At 65.9% G+C, this 17,096-nt stretch carries 16 protein-coding genes; 5 read left to right on the forward strand and 11 right to left on the reverse strand.

The window, feature by feature from the left end; all coding sequences use genetic code 11:
• Positions 1 to 2 precede the first annotated feature (2 nt).
• From mprF to C8J25_RS12440, 4 genes are all read right to left on the reverse strand, one after another.
• Positions 3 to 2,549 (reverse strand): bifunctional lysylphosphatidylglycerol flippase/synthetase MprF, encoded by a 2,547-nt coding sequence (gene mprF, locus C8J25_RS12425; protein WP_208622595.1) that lies wholly within the window; start codon positions 2,547 to 2,549, stop codon positions 3 to 5.
• 4 nt (positions 2,550 to 2,553) lie between these two features.
• Entirely contained in the window at positions 2,554 to 2,940 is a 387-nt protein-coding gene (locus C8J25_RS12430; protein WP_107954708.1) for a DUF2147 domain-containing protein, read from the reverse strand.
• A 10-nt stretch (positions 2,941 to 2,950) separates the two neighbouring features.
• The gene (locus C8J25_RS12435; protein WP_107954709.1) at positions 2,951 to 3,652 is read right to left on the reverse strand and encodes an AcvB/VirJ family lysyl-phosphatidylglycerol hydrolase; all 702 of its coding nucleotides are present in this window, start codon (positions 3,650 to 3,652) and stop codon (positions 2,951 to 2,953) included.
• 195 nt (positions 3,653 to 3,847) lie between these two features.
• On the reverse strand, positions 3,848 to 4,135 hold the full coding sequence (locus tag C8J25_RS12440; protein ID WP_107954710.1) for a chorismate mutase: 288 nt from the start codon (positions 4,133 to 4,135) through the stop codon (positions 3,848 to 3,850).
• A 149-nt stretch (positions 4,136 to 4,284) separates the two neighbouring features.
• Here C8J25_RS12440 and C8J25_RS12445 point away from each other — a divergent pair, with 149 nt between their 5' ends.
• Entirely contained in the window at positions 4,285 to 5,313 is a 1,029-nt protein-coding gene (locus C8J25_RS12445; protein WP_107954711.1) for a polyprenyl synthetase family protein, read from the forward strand.
• Between the two features lie 5 nt (positions 5,314 to 5,318).
• Here C8J25_RS12445 and C8J25_RS12450 read toward each other — a convergent pair whose 3' ends face one another.
• From C8J25_RS12450 to C8J25_RS12465, 4 genes are all read right to left on the reverse strand, one after another.
• The gene (locus C8J25_RS12450) at positions 5,319 to 6,836 is read right to left on the reverse strand and encodes a lipopolysaccharide biosynthesis protein (RefSeq protein WP_107954712.1); all 1,518 of its coding nucleotides are present in this window, start codon (positions 6,834 to 6,836) and stop codon (positions 5,319 to 5,321) included.
• A gap of 118 nt (positions 6,837 to 6,954) precedes the next feature.
• On the reverse strand, positions 6,955 to 9,729 hold the full coding sequence (gene polA, locus C8J25_RS12455) for a DNA polymerase I (protein ID WP_107954713.1): 2,775 nt from the start codon (positions 9,727 to 9,729) through the stop codon (positions 6,955 to 6,957).
• Positions 9,730 to 10,131: 402 nt separating this feature from the next.
• Positions 10,132 to 11,088 carry an isopenicillin N synthase family dioxygenase gene (locus tag C8J25_RS12460; protein ID WP_056055084.1) on the reverse strand — a complete coding sequence of 319 codons (957 nt, stop codon included), beginning with the start codon at positions 11,086 to 11,088 and terminating at the stop codon, positions 10,132 to 10,134.
• A 131-nt stretch (positions 11,089 to 11,219) separates the two neighbouring features.
• Positions 11,220 to 11,732 carry a hypothetical protein gene (locus tag C8J25_RS12465; protein WP_146173335.1) on the reverse strand — a complete coding sequence of 171 codons (513 nt, stop codon included), beginning with the start codon at positions 11,730 to 11,732 and terminating at the stop codon, positions 11,220 to 11,222.
• 128 nt (positions 11,733 to 11,860) lie between these two features.
• On the opposite strand from C8J25_RS12465, the gene C8J25_RS12470 reads away from it, so the two are divergent.
• Together C8J25_RS12470 and C8J25_RS12475 are read left to right on the forward strand one after the other, a co-directional pair.
• Positions 11,861 to 13,120 carry a multidrug effflux MFS transporter gene (locus C8J25_RS12470; RefSeq protein WP_107954715.1) on the forward strand — a complete coding sequence of 420 codons (1,260 nt, stop codon included), beginning with the start codon at positions 11,861 to 11,863 and terminating at the stop codon, positions 13,118 to 13,120.
• Between the two features lie 79 nt (positions 13,121 to 13,199).
• Positions 13,200 to 13,544: a hypothetical protein gene (locus C8J25_RS12475; RefSeq protein WP_056065779.1), complete on the forward strand. Its 345-nt coding sequence runs from the start codon at positions 13,200 to 13,202 to the stop codon at positions 13,542 to 13,544.
• Positions 13,545 to 13,580: 36 nt separating this feature from the next.
• On the opposite strand, the gene C8J25_RS12480 is transcribed toward C8J25_RS12475, so the two are convergent.
• Positions 13,581 to 13,790 carry a hypothetical protein gene (locus tag C8J25_RS12480; protein ID WP_107954716.1) on the reverse strand — a complete coding sequence of 70 codons (210 nt, stop codon included), beginning with the start codon at positions 13,788 to 13,790 and terminating at the stop codon, positions 13,581 to 13,583.
• A gap of 308 nt (positions 13,791 to 14,098) precedes the next feature.
• Here C8J25_RS12480 and C8J25_RS12485 point away from each other — a divergent pair, with 308 nt between their 5' ends.
• Positions 14,099 to 14,764, forward strand: a complete 666-nt coding sequence (locus tag C8J25_RS12485; RefSeq protein WP_107954811.1) for an outer membrane protein — start codon at positions 14,099 to 14,101, stop codon at positions 14,762 to 14,764.
• Between the two features lie 266 nt (positions 14,765 to 15,030).
• Here C8J25_RS12485 and C8J25_RS20760 read toward each other — a convergent pair whose 3' ends face one another.
• Positions 15,031 to 15,183 carry a hypothetical protein gene (locus C8J25_RS20760; RefSeq protein ID WP_167397714.1) on the reverse strand — a complete coding sequence of 51 codons (153 nt, stop codon included), beginning with the start codon at positions 15,181 to 15,183 and terminating at the stop codon, positions 15,031 to 15,033.
• 99 nt (positions 15,184 to 15,282) lie between these two features.
• On the opposite strand from C8J25_RS20760, the gene C8J25_RS21130 reads away from it, so the two are divergent.
• Positions 15,283 to 16,047 carry a thermonuclease family protein gene (locus C8J25_RS21130; protein WP_244187056.1) on the forward strand — a complete coding sequence of 255 codons (765 nt, stop codon included), beginning with the start codon at positions 15,283 to 15,285 and terminating at the stop codon, positions 16,045 to 16,047.
• A 108-nt stretch (positions 16,048 to 16,155) separates the two neighbouring features.
• On the opposite strand, the gene C8J25_RS12495 is transcribed toward C8J25_RS21130, so the two are convergent.
• Complete coding sequence (locus C8J25_RS12495; RefSeq protein WP_244187057.1) at positions 16,156 to 17,085, reverse strand: alpha/beta hydrolase; 930 nt, start codon at positions 17,083 to 17,085, stop codon at positions 16,156 to 16,158.
• Positions 17,086 to 17,096: the final 11 nt, after the last annotated feature.

Below are 17,096 nucleotides of genomic sequence, written 5' to 3' on the forward strand. Positions count from 1 at the left end.
CCTTACCGGCTCACCAAAGCCCGCAAATCGATCAGCCCGCGCAGCAGGGACGTGCCGCCCGGCGAGGCGATATAGCGCGGCGTCCAGTTCGGTCGGAACTTCTCCTTGTACGCGCGCAGGCCCGCGAACCCGTAGAACCGCTCGCCGTGGCGGAACAGGAACGCGGCCACCTTCGACCAGGTCGGCGACAGCCGCCGCGCCTCGATCCCGGACAGCGGCGCCATCCCCAGCGAGAAATTGCGGTAGCCCTGCTCGTGCCCCCACAGCATCAGCCGCGTGAACAGGAAGTCCATGCCACCCTGCGGCATGTCCTCGGCGTGGCGCATCAGGTCGACCGACAGCTCCTGCCTGTTGGGCGTGCCCCAGACGTTGGCGAACGCGACGATCCTGCCCTCGATCCGCACCACCGCGCAGTCGAACTTCGCCATGTATCCAGGCTCGAACCGGCCGACGCTGAAACTCTTCTCGGCATGATCCTTGTCGGCCAGCCACCAGTCGGAGATCGCCTGCAATTCGAGGATAATTGCGGGCATCTCGGCGGCCGGCACGACCGCGAACTCCGCGCCTGCACGTTCGGCGACACGGCTGGCCTTCCGGACGCTGCGCATTTCGGGCGTCTCCAGCGTGAAGCCGTCGAGCTCTACGGTCGCCTCCTCGCCGTATTTGACGAGCTTCAGCCCCATCTCGATCGCGATCGGGACGATGCGGAGACCGATCTGATACAGCAACAGCCGGCCTTGCGCGGCGTCGGCGCGGGCGCGGATCGCCCATAACAGCTCCGACCATGCCTCGCTCGGCCCGACCGGATCGCCGAGCACGATCCAGCTCGCGCCCTTGACCTGGTACATCAGGAACGCGTCGCCGCTGTCCGAGACCAGGAACCGCTTGTCGCCGGTGAAGGCGAGCATCGCGTCGGTGCGGTCGGCATGCGCGAGTGCGGCGGCCGCAACGTCGTCGGGCAGCATGTCGTGCACCATCGGCACGGGCGCCGCGGCGAACAGCCGCCAGATCGCCGCACCGATCAGCAACAGCCCGACCGCAAGGCTGGTGCGCAGAAAGCGCGAGGCGTTCGCGTTGGTCTCGAACTGCCACCAAAGGTCGCTCGAATAGCCGACGCGGCGATAGGCGAAGAACCCGATCAGCACCGACAACCCGATCGCCGCACCGACGCCGACCAGCCATTCGGGCGACAGCGGCTCGGCGGTCAGCCGCGTCCGCCGGTAGAACGCCGCGCGCGTCCATTGCAGTGCGGCAGCAGTCAGCAACAGGATCGTCGCCTCCTCATAGTCGAGGCCCTTGGCGATCGACAACAGCGCGCCTGCAACGAGCAGCGTCCGCGCCGCCCAGAACGCGCCGTCGAGCCGACGGTACAGCCCGAGCGCGACCAGCAGCAGCATCACGCCGACGAGGCTCGCCGCGACGTGCGCCATCTCGCTGATCGGCAGCGGCAGGATCGTCGCTAGCGTGTCCATGCGACCGGGCGCTGCAGGCAGCGCGCCCGATACGAGCAGCATCGCACCGCTCAAGAACACCAGCACGCCCAGCAGCAAGGGCGCTAGCGGCAGCGCGATCGTCAGCGGATCTGTGCCTCGTCCACGCCACTGGCGTCCCTCGTGGAACGCCATCAGTACCGCTGCCAGGATCAGCGGCGCGACGTAATAGATGATGCGGTAGGCGAGCAGCGCGGCAAGGACGGTCGCATTGTCCTGCGGCATCGTCGCGATGATCACCGCCTCGAACACGCCGAGCCCGCCTGGCACATGGCTGATCAACGCGACGACGATCGCCACCGCATAACCCAGGAACAGCACCGGATAGAGTTCGGGCGAGGCGTTCGGCAGCAGCACGAACAACGCCGCACTCGCCGCGGCCAGGTCGACCGTCGAGACCAGTAGGAGCGCAAGCGCCTGCCGCCAGTTCGGCAGGGGCAGTCGCCAGCCGAGCAGCCCGATCGATCCGCCATGGCGGTGACGCAGGACGATCCCCAGCATGACGAGCGGGATGACGATGCCAACGCTGCGCTCGAGCAGAGGCGGCATCGACCACCTCACGATCGGCAGCGTGCCCGGATGGATCGCCATCGACAGGCACGCGACCGTGATGACCCCCGCCCAGAACGTCACGCCGGCTATCAGCACGACGCGTGCCACGGCGGCTTCGTCGAGGCCAGCCCGGCTGTAGACGCGGTAGCGCGCCGAGCCGCCGGTCAGCATGGCCAGCCCTAGATTGTGGCTGATCGTATAGCTAGTGAACGACGCGACCGCAGCGGTCCGCCACGGCAGCGGATGGCCGATCACTTTCAGTGCAATCGAATCATAGAAGGTCAACGCGATATAGCTGACGACGGTCAGCCCGATCGCGACCGAGAGCTGCGACCAGCCGAGCGCGGAAAACGCGGCGCGCACTTCGGACAGGCGGATTTCTGCGGTCAGCTTGTGGATCGCAGCGAAGCCAAGCACCGCGACGATGAGCACTGCCAGCGCGATCAGCATGCCTCGACGATGCGCGATCCAGTCGCGGGTCCGGATGATCAACGGACGAGTCGTCATCGGGTCAACCGCGGTGCCAGGTCTGCGTCTTGCACAGGAACCCGCCGATCAGGCAGCCTTTCACGTCGATCGTATTCGCGTCGACCAGCGTCAGCGTCGACCCGAAGGTGCGGCCCATGTCGGGTACGAAGATCTGGCCCGACCATTTCCTGCGGCCGCTCGGGCGATATTCGCGGAGCAAGGCGGTGCCGATCAGTTTCGGCGTGCCGCCATCGCGGGCGTCGGCCTGCGCCTCGTCGCTGGCCCGCACCACCCAGCCGCACAGCCTGTCCCCGCAGGCGCCCGTCTTCACGGCCACGCTGTTCTTCGGATTGTGCCAGGTGCCTTCCACGGGGGAAGCAGGGGCCGGGCTGCCCACGGCCATCGCGAGCGCCATTATCACAGGAATCATCGGTCGATCCTCAATCCGCGAAAACGAACCGCGCCAGCACCTCGTAGAGCGCATCGGCGTCGCGGTGAAGCGGGTGTCCGCCCGGCAACGCGATCCGCGTCGCATTGGCTTGGGTCAGCAACGGGCACAGGCTGCCGACTTCCTCCACGCCCTGCACGCATAGCAGGGGTGCCCAGGTCAGCTGCCGCGCGGTCGGAACCGCATCGACGGTTGGGGTCCAGAGATCGAAGACCTCGCTAGGCGACGCGCGGAACTGGACGTTGTCCTCCGGCACGATCAGCGCGACCTTCGCAATTTTCGCGCGGAGTTCGGGGGCAAGGTCGATCAGCCCGACATGCAGCATGTCCGCGCCGAACGACTGGCCGATCAGGACCACCCGGTCGGTATGGCCTAGCCGCAACGCTCGCTGTTCGGCGCGCGCGATCAGCGTCGTGATGTCCGCCGGCGTCCGCGTCGTGCGCAGATAGGTCAGCGTGTTGACCGCGACCATCGGCACGCCATCCGCCGCCAGCCGTCGCGCGATCTGCGGCGCCATGCCGATCTTGTAGCCGAGATCGCCGGTGAGGAGGACAACGGCGAACGGCCGTTGCGGCTTGGCCGGGTAGACATCGGTGAACAACGGCCCACCGAAATAGCCGAGCCAGCCCATGAAGCCGGCCGCGGCGATAGCGGCCAGGACCAGCGCGAGCAGGGATCGGTAGAGCCACGTCATCCGCGACCGATTGCACCGGGGCGGGTGATCGGCACGTGGAGCGATAGTGAAGTTTTCTTCACGCACTGCTCCCCTCCCTAAAAGGAAGGGGCTGGGGGTGGGTTGGCGCGCTCGTGCCGTAACGGTCTGATATGCGGAAACCGACCCACCCCCGACCCCTCCCTTCCAGGGAGAGGGGGAGAACCGTCTCGCCCCTCAAACCGGATCGTGCGCCAACCGCTCATGGTGGCGGATCACCTCGTCGATGATGAAGCGCAAGAATTTTTCAGAAAACTCGGGATCGAGTTGCGCTTCCGCCGCCAGATGCCGCAATCGGGCGATCTGGCGTTCCTCGCGGCCCGGATCGGCGGCGGGCAGGCCGTGGGTCGCCTTGTGCCGACCCACGGCCTGCGTCACCTTGAAGCGCTCCGCGAGCATGTGGATCAGTGCCGCATCGATGTTGTCGATGCTCTGGCGGTATCCGGTCAACAGGTCGTCAGCCACCAAAATACCCTTTCGTTGGTTCGGCGCGCCTTTTGCGGCGACGTGGCCGGATCGGCAAGGCGTCGCACAGCAGATCGGGGCGAGCCGGGGCAGGTCGACGCCCGGCAAGGGTTGCTTTGCAGGGGCATAGGCGTCAGAGGCTCGGGAAGATGAGCGCCACCGTCCACCGCCTCGACACCCTTCGTCCCACGCCCGAGTCCCAGCCCTCGCTGGACCCGATGGTCAAGCTCGTCCGTGGCGACATGGACCAGGTCAACGCGGTGATCCGCGGCCGGATGGAGTCCGAGATCCCGCTGATCCCCGAACTCGCGGGTCACCTTATCGCGGGTGGTGGCAAGCGGATGCGGCCGATGCTGACGCTTGCGAGCGCGCAACTGATCAATTATACCGGTACGCAGCATCACCTGCTCGCGGCTGCGGTCGAGTTCATCCATACTGCAACGCTGCTCCACGACGATGTCGTCGATGGCTCGGACCTGCGCCGGGGCAAGCGCACCGCGAATATCATCTGGGGCAACCCGGCCAGCGTGCTGGTCGGCGACTTCCTGTTCAGCCGCAGCTTCGAGCTGATGGTCGAGGCCGGCAGCCTCAAGGCGCTGAAGATCCTGTCCTCGACCAGCGCGGTCATCGCTGAGGGCGAGGTCAACCAGCTTACCGCGGCGCGGCGCGTGGATCTTGGTGAGGAGCGCTATCTAGATATCATCGGTGCGAAGACCGCGGCGCTGTTCGCGGCCGCCTGCCGGATTTCGGCCGTGGTCGCTGAACGACCCGAGGCGGAAGAGGCCGCACTCGACGCCTATGGCCGCAATCTGGGCATCGCATTCCAGTTGGTCGACGATGCGATCGATTACGTCTCCGATGCTGATACGATGGGCAAGGATGCGGGCGACGACTTCCGCGAGGGGAAGATGACGCTTCCGGTGATCCTCGCCTATGCGCGTGGCTCGGATGAAGACCGTGCGTTCTGGAAGGATGCGGTCGAAGGTCGTCGTGACAGCGAGGCCGATCTGCAACACGCGATCCGCCTGATCCGCTCGACCCGCGCGATCGATGACACGTTCGCGCGCGCCCGGCATTACGGCCAGCGCGCGATCGACTCGATCGCCGGCTTCCCCAACGGCGCCGCCAAGGACGCGATGATCGAAGCCGTCGAGTTCGCGGTTGCCCGCGCATATTGATTGCCTTAGCGGATCGGTGATCCGGCATTAGGCAGCGTAGCCTCGCCGACAGGTGTCGATTTGCCGAACAAGGCGCGGTCGGCGGGGCCGAACGCGTATTTCCACAGGATGTAGAGATAGGTGGCCGCGATCGCGGGTTCGCCGATCGCGAGCTCGACCCATTCGTAGCGTTTGGGCAGCGCGGTGAAGCCTGCGCCCACCACGATCGCGGCTAGTGCGGCCAAAACTAGCGGCCAGCGCCACGGCGAGACGCTGGTCCCGAGAAGATGGCCGAGCAGCTTCGACTTGATGATCGACGTGAGGCCTACCGATAGCATCAGCGCGATCGCTGGGCCGGCGGCCTGGTAATTGACGGGGTAGCCGAGCGCACGGATCGTGAAGATCAGTGCGAAACTGAGGCCGACCTGGAACGCGAGCATCGCCGCGGAGATCATCAAATTGCGATGGCGGGCGATGTAGACGAGCGCGGATTCGCTGACCGCACCGGTCGAGGCGAGGACCTCGGCAGTGAGCAGGAACGCGAGCGCGGCGGTGCCGGCGACGAACTGCGGACCGACCACGCCCATCACCGCTTCGCCGGGAATCGAGCCCATCAACGCGAGTCCGCCTTGCGCGGCCATGATCCAGAACGCGACCTGGCGGACCTGGTTGGCGATCGCGGCGCGGTCGTTGATCGCCAGGCTGTGGGTGATGACGGGGCCGAGGATCGGGTCGAAACTGGTCTTCAGTTTCTGCGGCAGGGACGCGACCTGCTGCGCCATGTAATAGATGCCGACGATCTTGGGCTCGAACATCACGCCGAGGATGAAGCGGTCGACGTTGCGGCTGCCCCATTCGAGGATGTCGGCGCCGGCGAGCGGCACGTTGGCGCGGGCGAGCGCGTAGAGCGGGCGGAGCTGGGGTTTCCAACCCCGCGGCACGCCGTAGCTGCGCAGGAACGGCACGAGGCTGGCGATCAGCGCCGCGGTCATCGACGCGACGTAACTAAGGACCAGGCCGTCGCGGATCGTGAAGTAGGAGAACGCCCAGGCGGCGATCGAGATCGTCCATGGCTCGACCACCGCGCGGGCGGTCACTGCCGCCTTGACGTTGAGCCTGTACGCGAGCGCGGCGAGGCTGACGTCGGACCAGGCGATCGCGACGATAATCAGCGGCAGGAACCGGTCGAGCCCGGTAATCGCGCTGTTCGGATACATGATCTGCGGGAACGTGCAGAGGACTGCGCTAGCGATGAGGGAGGCGACGAACGCCACGGCCATGGCGTCCCAGACGACGTTGGCGTGGGGGCGATCGGCGCTGCTGAGCGCTTGCGCGAGGCCGCGCTTCAGCCCGAGCGTCGCGAGAAGTGCGGCGAGTTCGACCACCACGACCGCGATCGCGAAGCGGCCGACGAGGTCAGGGCCGTAGATGCGGCCGGCGATGAACAGGAACGGGATACGCGCGGCAAGGCGGAGGACGAAGCCTGCGATGTTGGTGCGGCCGCCCTTGGCGAGCGTGTCGATATCCTGCGTGGCCTCGCTCACGCTGCTGCGCCATTCGTGGATCGCGACGCGGCAAAGCCGCGTCGTCGGTCGGAGCGAACGCTCCGCCGGCCGCGCTGGTGCGAGTCAGCCGGACGTGGCCGGCTGCCGCCCTGCGCGTTCAATGTGCCGCTCCCCAGCTAAGGCCGGTACCGATCTCGATGCCGAGTGGGACGTCGAGCGTTACCGCGGGTTGCGCGGCGTTCGCCATGACCTGCTCGATCACGGGTTTGGCCGCAGCGACGTCACCTTCCGGCAATTCGAAGACGAGTTCGTCGTGGACCTGAAGCAGCATGCGGACATTGGGCAGACCCGCTTCGAGCAACGCCGGCCCCATGCGGACCATCGCGCGCTTGATGATGTCGGCGCTCGTCCCCTGGATCGGCGCATTGATTGCGGCGCGTTCGGCGCCCTGGCGTTCGTGCTGGATCTTCGAGCGGATGCGCGGAAAGTGCGTTTTTCGGCCGAACAGCGTGGTGGTGAAGCCGCTCGCGCGAACGCTCTCCGTCGTCTCGACAATATAGTTCGAGATGCCGGGGAAGCGATCGAAATAGCGGTCGATCATCGCTTGCGCTTCGTCCGCCGACACGTCCAAACGCCCGGCGAGGCCCCAGCGGGAGATGCCGTAGAGTATCGCGAAGTTGATCGTCTTCGCGCGGCCGCGGGTGTCGCGGTTGACCTCGCCGAACAATTCCTGCGCGGTGAGGCTGTGGATGTCGTCGCCGTTCGCGAACGCCGCCTTCAGCGCGGGGACGTTCGCCATGTGCGCGGCCAGCCGCAGCTCGATCTGCGAGTAATCCGCGGCGAGGATGACGTTGCCGGGCTCGGCCACGAACGCGTCGCGGATCTGGCGGCCGATCTCGGTGCGGATCGGGATGTTCTGGAGGTTGGGATCGGTCGACGACAGGCGGCCGGTCTGCGCGCCGGTCAGCGAATAGGACGTGTGCACGCGGCCCGTCGCCGGGTTGATCTGCGCCTGCAACGCGTCGGTGTAGGTCGATTTCAGCTTCGACAACTGACGCCAGTCGAGCACTTTCCGCGCGATCACCGCGCCGGGCGAATCCTTGTCCGCCGCGATCCGCTCGAGTTCGTTGACGTCGGTCGAATAGACGCCGGACTTGCCCTTGCGGCCGCCCTTGATGCCCATCTTCTCGAACAGCACGTCGCCCAATTGCTTGGGGCTGCCGATCGTGAAGGGCGCCCCCGCGAGCGCGTGGATCTCGGTCTCCAGGCTCGCCATCTGGCCGGCGAACTCGGTCGAGAGCTTCGACAGTTTGGCGGCATCGACCTTGATCCCGTGCATCTCCATCTGCGCGATGACGGGGACGAGCGGGCGGTCGACCATCTCGTACACGCGGGTCGAGCCTTCCGCGGGCAGGCGGCGCTTGAACCGGCGCCAGAGGCGGAGCGTCACGTCAGCGTCCTCGGCGGCGTAGCGCGTCGCGGCCTTGAGGTCGATTTCGTTGAAGGTCCGCTGCGTCTTGCCGGTGCCGACGACGTCCTTGAACGCGATGCAGCTGTGCGAAAGGTGCGTGGCAGCGAGTTCGTCCATGCCGTGGCCATGTAGCCCGGCGTCGAGATCGAAGCTCATCACGATCGTGTCGTCGAACGGCGCGATCTGCACGCCGCCGGTGGACGCGTAGGCGCGGCCGAGGACGATCATGTCGTATTTGAGGTTGTGGCCGATCTTCAGGACGCTCGGATCCTCCAGCAACGGCTTCAGTTTCGCGAGCACGAGCGCGCGGTCGAGCTGGACCGGGTTTTCCGCGAGCAAATCGGTCCCGCCATGTGCGATAGGTACGTAGCAGGCGAGGTTCGGATGCAACGCCATGCTCACCCCGACGAGGTCCGCGCGCGTCGCGTCGATGCCGGTGGTCTCGGTGTCGATCGCGATCCAGCCCTGGTGCTTGGCGACGGTGATCCAGCGATCGAGCGCGGCTTCGTCGACGACGGTCTCGTAGTCGTCGTGCTTGCAGGGCTCGTCCTCGTCGAACTCGGCTGTGCTCGCCGGTTCGGCGACGGGGGCTTCGGCGACCGCGGAAAGCTTCGCGATCAGCGACTTGAAACCGTGATGCTCCAGGAATGCCCGCAAGGGGGCGTCGGGGATGCCCTTCAATTCGAGATCTTCGAGCGGCTCGGGCAGCGCGACGTCGCATTTGAGCGTGACAAGCACCTTCGACAGCCGCGCCATCTCGGCATGCTCGATCAAATTGTCGCGCAGCTTGCCCTTCTTCATGCCGTCGGCGGCGGCGAGCACGGATTCGAGATCGCCGTGTTCGAGGATCAGCTTGGCGGCGGTCTTGGGGCCGACGCCGGGGACGCCGGGGACGTTGTCGACGCTGTCGCCCATCAGCGCGAGCACGTCGCCGAGCTGCGCGGGCGAGACGCCGTGGAATTTCTCCGCGACATGCTCCGCGCCGAGCCGGCGGTTGTTCATCGTGTCGTACATGTCGAGACCGGGCTCGATTAGCTGCATCAGGTCCTTGTCAGACGAGACGATCGTGACTTCCCAGCCCTGGGCAAGCGCGGCCTTCGAATAGCACGCGATGATGTCGTCGGCTTCGAGTCCCTCGGTCTCGATGCAGGGGAGGCTGAACGCGCGCGTGGCGTCGCGGATCATCGGGAACTGGGGGACGAGATCCTCGGGCGGCGGCGGACGCTGCGCCTTGTACTTGTCGTAGAGATCGTTGCGGAAGGTCTTCGACGACTTGTCGAGGATGACTGCCATGTGGGTCGGGCCGTCGGCGGCGTGGACCTCGTCGGCGAGCTTCCACAGCATCGTTGTGTAGCCGTACACCGCGCCGACCGGCTCGCCATGCTTGTTGGTGAGCGGCGGCAGCCGGTGATAGGCGCGGAAGATATAGCCGGAGCCGTCGACGAGATAGAGATGGGGCATCGCGCGCGGTCTAGCGGATGCTGGGGCGCGCACCAATGGGCGATGCGTGGTTGTTGGGTATTAGGTGGGGAGAAAAGCGGTGGAGTGTTTGGCCTGCTTACTGTCCCGAGAAAGGCACCACCCCGGCGAAGGCCGGGGCCCAGTTGGGGGACGGCGATAACAGAGCGGTGCGCGTCGTTACGACCACCTTTCCAACTGGGCCCCGGCCTTCGCCGGGGTGGTGAAGGAAGGCGAGTTGGGGGTTTGGGGCGTGCGCGTTATCTCAATCCTTCCCCGCTAGGGGGAGGTGGCGCCGAAGGTGACGGAGGGGGAGGATACGAAACGCCTGTTTCTCTTTCCTCCCCCTTCGTCTGGCGAGTGCCAGCCACCTCCCCCTGGCGGGGGAGGATCGATATGGCTCGCCTACTTCTTGATCAGCCCGATTTCGACCAGCCGCTCGTACAGATAATCATGCGCGGTGATCGGGTTCGGATAGCGGTTCGCGTTGTCCGGCGTGATCGTGCCGGGCAGCGTCTCGATCAGGAAGTCCGGCGCGGGGTGCAGGAAGAACGGCATCGAATAGCGCGAGTGGCCGCGGCGCTCGGGGGGCGGGTTGACGACGCGGTGCGTGGTCGAGGGCAGCACGTTGTTGGTCAGGCGCTGGAGCATGTCGCCGACGTTGACGACCATCGCGCCCTCGGGCGGCTTGATCGACAGCCAGCGGCCGTTCGCGCGGTCGAGCAGTTCGAGCCCGGCTTCCTCGGCACCGAGCAGCAGCGTGATGAGGTTGATGTCCTCATGTGCGCCGGCGCGGACGCCTTCGGCATCGGCGGGGATCGGCGGGTAATGCAGCAAACGAAGTATGCTGTTGCCGTCCTTCACGGCTGGATCGAACCAGTCGGGCTTGAGCTTCAGGTGGCGCGCGATCGCCGAGAGGAGCTTGTCGCCGGCGCGGTCGAACGCGGCGAAGAGTTCGAGAAAGACCGGCTTGAAGCCCTCGGGCCGCGTCGGCCAGACGTTCGGCGCCATCGTGTCGGCATAGCGATGACCCTCGGGCAGTTCGCGACCGACGTGCCAGAATTCCTTGAGGTCGACGACCTTGGCGTCCTTGGCGATCTCGGTCTTGAACGGCGTGTAGCCGCGCGCACCGCCGCCGCCGGGGATGTGGTAGCCACGCTTTTCGTCCTCGGGGAGGTCGAACAGAAGCTTGGTTTCGGCCCAGGCGCGCTCGATCAGGTCGGCGGGGATGCCGTGATCGGCGACGATCGCGAAGCCGTACCGCTCGAACGATTCGCCGAACGCGGCGGCGAAACCGTCGGGGTCGGTGTCCTGCGTAGCGAGGCTGAGCGTCGGGACCTGGGCGGCGGGGGTATCGAGCATGGGGGTGCGTGTCCGGATTGGGGGACGCCCGATATAGGCGATCGGGGGTGGCGTGCCAAATGCCTGGGTTAGGGTTGGTCTGGATTTGGAATCTGTAATGATCCTCCCCCTGGCGGGAGAGGATCGTAGACTTATCCGCTGATGACGATCGTGCCGGTTGCCTTGTCCTTGCCGTCGGGGGCGAGTTCGAGGCGGAAGGGTTTGTTCTCGTCGGTAGTGCCGATCAGATTCGCGCCTTCGCCGTGCACCTTGTAGCCGACCTTGCCCAAGCGCTGCGCGAACCAGTCACGGACGATTAGCGGAGGCGCCGGGCTGGTAAATGCAACGCGTAGGCCGCTGCCTGCATCGCTACCGTTGTTTTCGTTACCGACGATGTTCAGGTTCTTGATCGACGACCCTGGATACAGGCGGACGCCGTTAAGATCGAAATTGCTCGTATCGATCTTGATCTTCGGCAGCTTCACCGAGCCCTGGAAGCCGGGCACGTCGATCTTCATCTCGCCGGTCTCGCCATTGATCGCACCGAGCACGTTGCCGCCATCGGCGTTGATCGAGACCGATGCGCCCTCGTTCGTGCGATCGCAGGCGGACAGTGCGAGCACGCTGGTGAGACCGACAGCGGCGAGCAAATACGGGCGGATCATGGTCATCTCCGAAGTGTGTTGTTCTGACAATACAGATAGGGGTCGTCGGCGCACTGCGCAATCGTCGCGTAGCTGCGCCGGTTAGCGGGTTCCGCGCGACCGCCCGAGCGGCTACAGGCGCACGCATAATGCAGACCCAGGATCCCCAATCCGACGCGCCAGCGATGCGCGGCGCGCCGATCGGCTTCGTCGAGTTCGTCGCGCTCGTCGCCTCGCTGATGTCGCTGACCGCGCTCGGCATCGACTCGATGCTGCCAGCGCTGCCGGCGATCGGCAACTCGCTCGGTGTCGCGACCGAGAATGGCCGGCAGTTCGTCGTCACCGCGTTCGTGATCGGTTTCGGCGTCGCTCAGCTCGTCCACGGCCCGCTCGCGGATCGGTTCGGGCGGCGGACGGTGCTGCTCTGGTCGCTCGTGCTCTACATCATCGCCAACGTCGCCTGCGCGACTGCAGGGAGTTTCACTTTGTTGCTGGCGGCGCGTGCGTTCGGTGGCGCAGTCATCGCAGCGGCGCGAGTGGCGACGATCGCTTTGGTCCGCGATTGCTATCACGGGCGGGCGATGGCGCGGGTCATGTCGATCGCGTTCATGGTGTTCATGATCGTGCCGATCCTCGCGCCGACGTTCGGCTGGGCGGTGCTGCAGTTCGGCGACTGGCGCGCGATCTTCTGGACGGTCGCGGTGCTGACGCTGGGGGTGTTGATCTGGTTCTACCTGCGGATGCCTGAAACGCTGGCGCCGGAGAACGTCCTGCCGATCACGCCGGGGCGGATCCTCAGCGACTGGCGGCAAACGCTCGGCGATCGCAATTCGCTCGGCTACACGCTCGCGTCGACCGCGCTGCTCGGATCGCTGTACGGCTATCTCAATTCGATCCAGCAGATCATGGCGGACGTGTTCCACAAGCCGTCGCTGCTCGCGCTGATCTTTGCCACCACGTCGGTGACGATGGCGATCTGCAACCTGCTCAACTCGCGGATCGTGATGCGGCTGGGGACGCGATTGATCAGCCATGGTGCTCTGTCGCTGATGATCCTGGTGTCGCTGGTCCATCTGTTCGCGATCGAGGTTGGGTTCGAGACGCTGGTCAGCTTTGCGGTCTTCCAGGCTTTGACGCTAGGCTGTTTCGGGCTGGCGACGTCGAACTTTTCGGCGATGGCGATGGAAAATATGGGGCGGATCGCGGGTACCGCGTCGAGCGTGCAGGGGTTCCTGAGCGTTACGATCGGCGCGGTGTTCGGCGCTTTGATCGGCCAGGCGTTCAACGGCACCACCGTGCCGCTGGTCGGTGGGTTCCTGCTTGCCGGGCTCGCCGCGCTGCTGTCGATACTGGTGACCGAACGCGGGCGGCTGTTCCGGCCCGCATCGACGGCGCCCGTCCGCGCTTGAAGGAACCACCGCGCACGTCCACCGTTCGCATCTGGTAGGCCCGCAACGTGCGGGCGTCCTGGAACGAGGGAGTGTGACCATGGGCGGACATCAGGTGCCGAGTGCCGGTTCGGGCGACGACGGCTACGACGAAGAGGGCTATGACGAGAGCCAGCGTGCCGAGATCCTCGAGGCCACGCGCAACGGGCCGAGCGACGGCATCATCCTGACCGACCTCGAACCCGATCTGGGCGAAGACGACACCGACGACGAGTCCATCGACGAGACCAAGATGGATTCGGAAGAGGTCGGCGAGACGGACTCGTCGGTGACGATGGACGAAGCCGACATGGACGAGGACGACGTCCAGGACGAACTCGACGACGACACGATCGACGACGATGAAGACCTGAAGGACGCCGACGACGTCGCGCTGAAGCCCTGAACTATCCGCGACGCGCCTTTGACAGGCGCGTCGCCCTCAGCCGGCCGCGTTGGCGAGGATAGCGAGATCGTCCGCGTTGAACGCAGCACCGGCGGCGTCGGTTGGTTGTTCCACCGTGTTACCCGAAGCCGCGTTTGTTGCGGCCGGTTCCGGTGCGTCGCTCGCGACGTCATAGGCCGTCCACACGATTCCCGCGGACCAGAAGAGCGCCGCCCAGCGGCTGCGGAACAGGCGTGAAAACCCCATCCATGCTGCATCGCACACTGGTTGTCACCAGAGGGTAAACGAACGGCGTTAACACCAGCCGCGGCTGTTTTTTGCCGCTTTTCCGCTGTATTCCTGCCTAGTCCGCCCCGCAGCGGCCATGGTTCGTTCATCCAAATGACAGGAACCGTTGCTGTAACGCAACACAGCGGAACAGTTCCCTGCCAGTTCCCTGAATGTGACGTTTTTTGTGCAACCATGTGCTCGCCGACCGGTTTGGCTTGCCTGGACCGAACCGACGCACCGTGCAGTCGGCGATCCACGCAACACCACGGTATAAGGTCAAACTCATGCGTAAGCTTTCCCTGGCAATCGCCCTCGCCGCCGCAACGGTCGCAGTTCCCGCCTTCGCGCAGGACATGTCGGCACCGGCACCCGTCGACAACAGCGCACAGCCTGGCGAAGCAGCAGCGCCCGACGGTTCGAAGGCATTCGGCATCGAGCCGTATTTCGGCGTGATGGGCGGCTGGGAGCAGTTCGACAACGAGAGCGGCCACGGCATCCCGCAGGCGATCAATGCTGACGGTTCGACCCGTCGCAGCTACAAGCCCTCGGGCTCGCTGGTTCAGGGCGTGCTCGGCGTGAACGTGCCGCTCGGCCCGGTCTTCGTCGGCGCAGAAGGCAACGTGATCAAGGGCATCGATGGCAACATCGATTGGGAATACGGCGCAGCAGGCCGCTTCGGCTTCCGCGCTGGTGACAGCGGCCTGATCTACGGCAAGGTCGGCTACCAGTGGGTCAACTTCGACCATTTCTCGGGTCGTTCGAACGTCGTCGCAGACACCGGTCGTGACTATCACGCAGTGACCTACGGCATCGGCGCAGAAGTCGGTCCGCAGAACATCGGCCTGAAGGGCATCACCGGCAACGCAGGCTTCCGCATCCGCGCCGAGGTCAACACCTTCGGTTCGGCACAGAGCTTCCGTCCGATGCTCGGCATCATCACGCACTTCTAAGCCTTTGCCTCGCAAGAGGGAAAAGCTGGACGCGTAACGGGGGCGGGGAGTGGCTAGGGCCATTTCCCGCCCTTCGTGCGTCTGGAATCGTTGGTCTTTCTGGCTGAGATCGAGCGGTTCGAACGCTTGCCATCGCGGTATCGCCGATCCCCGGACTGCGCGGAAGTGCACAAAGTTCACACGCTGGCGCGATTGTGCACATCGCGCGAAAGCGTCGTAATCGGTCGTCCGGATGCGGATGGATGCCATGCTCACGCCGCATCTGATCACGGCTCGCCGATGTAGGACAGCAGCATCGCTCTTGCCCACGCCGCGTTCCAGGGATGCTGGACGCCCCCATGAAGTTGCTCCGGCACGACGCTGATGCGGCAACGCACACCGGCTATCACGCCCGAGATGTGCATCTGGTCGATGTTCACGATGCGTTCGCCTTATTTCCGACTCCGCCCGTCGCAACCTTTGCCGCCGCGAGGTGACATCGTCGCGCGCGCGCGTACGCGCGAGGGACGATGGAGTATGTGTTTGATTTCATGCGGTTGCTGAGTGGCGATCGCGCTGGCGCCACGCGCCGCGGTGGATCCGGTCGACGCCCGGCGCCCGGAGTCCTGCTGCAACTCCGCCTGGTATTCTACGGCGTGCTGCTCGGGCTGATGGTGCCGGTGATCCGCCAGATCGATTGGGCGGCTTTGGTGCCGCCGGGGTTGAAGGTCGAATGGCCCAGCGGGTTTGGCGTCGCCTGGCCCGCCGGCCATCTGCGCGTGCCCGGCGGCTGGAGCAAGGCTGCGGACGCGTCGACTTCCGCAAACGCGGCCGCCGCCGCTTCCACCACCACCGGGGCACTGGCCACCGCGGCAGGCGTCGCGAGTGCGGCGTCGACCGCCGCTGCCGCCGCCTCCGCGCTGTCGGGCGGCAAGGCGGTATCCGCGCGATTCACCATATGCGGCCATGCCAAGCGGATCGACTGCATGGTCGACGGCGACACCTTCTGGATGGCGGGCACCAAGATCCGCATTGCCGATATCGACACGCCCGAAACCCATCCGCCCCGTTGCGCGTCCGAAGCCCGCGCCGGCAAGGCCGCCACGCTCAAGATGCAGGCGTTGCTCAACGCCGGCCCCTTCACGCTGGTCCCGATCAAGCGCGACGTCGATCGCTACGGCCGCAAACTGCGCATCGTCGAGCGTGACGGGAAATCGCTCGGCGAGGCGCTGGTACGGACCGGGCTCGCGCGCCGTTACGGTGGCGGCAAGCGCGCGCCCTGGTGTCGAACCGGCTGGTTCTGACGGGACGGCGCAGCGTCGCTTCGGTGATGATCATCGTTTGGGTTACCGACGTCGACCTTCGGGAATCGTGGTTCCCTCTCTCCGTCCGTCACGGTGCGGATGGCCCGCTTAGTCGAAGTGCTTGCGCTCTATCGTGAGCCGCTTGTCCTGGCAGAACCCGCAGTCCTTGCCGACGAAGCGCGCGGCGGCAGTCCGGTCGTTCTTCAGCCGCCAGTCCAGCCAGGCGGTCACGACTTCCGCCGCGATGCCGCCATGCGGCTGCATGTAGGTGCCGCCATGACCCACCGGTATGTTGACCAGTGCCGCGGGGATATGGTCGATCCGCTGGAAATCGTCGGTACCGTTCGCGACGGCGATGTCGGTTGGGCCGCCAAGGACATAGAGGATCGAGCCGTGGAGCGTCTTTAGCAGCGCCTTGTCGGACACGACGCCGCCGATCGGGTTCGCGCCCTCGGGAAAGAAGCCGCTGTTCATGATCACCGCGGTGGTCACGCGTGGGTCCTGCGCCGCTGATAATGCCTGCAAGCCGCCGCAACTCCAGCCGGACGCCGCGATCTCAGTGATGGCGATCCTGTCCTTGAACGGACTGCCGGCGTGGGCATTCTCGCGCTGCGCCCAGTCGATCGCGTCGGTCAGTGCGCGCGTCGGCGTTGCCGAGGTCAGCTTCGTGCCGGGGGTGGGGGCGGGGGCGGGGCTCGTCGCGGCGTCGGACTTCGGCTTTGGGATCGTGCCCGACGCGATGACGAGATAGCCGTGCGAGGCGATCTCCAGCAGGTGGTTGCGCGAACTCGTGCCGTCCGCACTGCAGCCGCCATTGCCGAAGACGTAGATCCCGAGCTTGGTCCGACCCAGCGCACCAAGATTCGCTGGGCGGTAGACGACATGGTCGGGCAGGTCTGGTCGTTCCTCGAAGATCGCGGGGTACGTGCCCGACCCGCGTTCCAGCGACGCCGGTTGCGCCGCCGCGCCGTCAGCGGTCTGCGCGATCGCGGGCGAACCCAGCATGATGCCGGCAATCAGAAGGGCGAGAGCGCGCATGCTGGATCTCC

It is taken from the genome of Sphingomonas faeni (assembly GCF_003053745.1).
GTDB lineage: Bacteria > Pseudomonadota > Alphaproteobacteria > Sphingomonadales > Sphingomonadaceae > Sphingomonas > Sphingomonas faeni.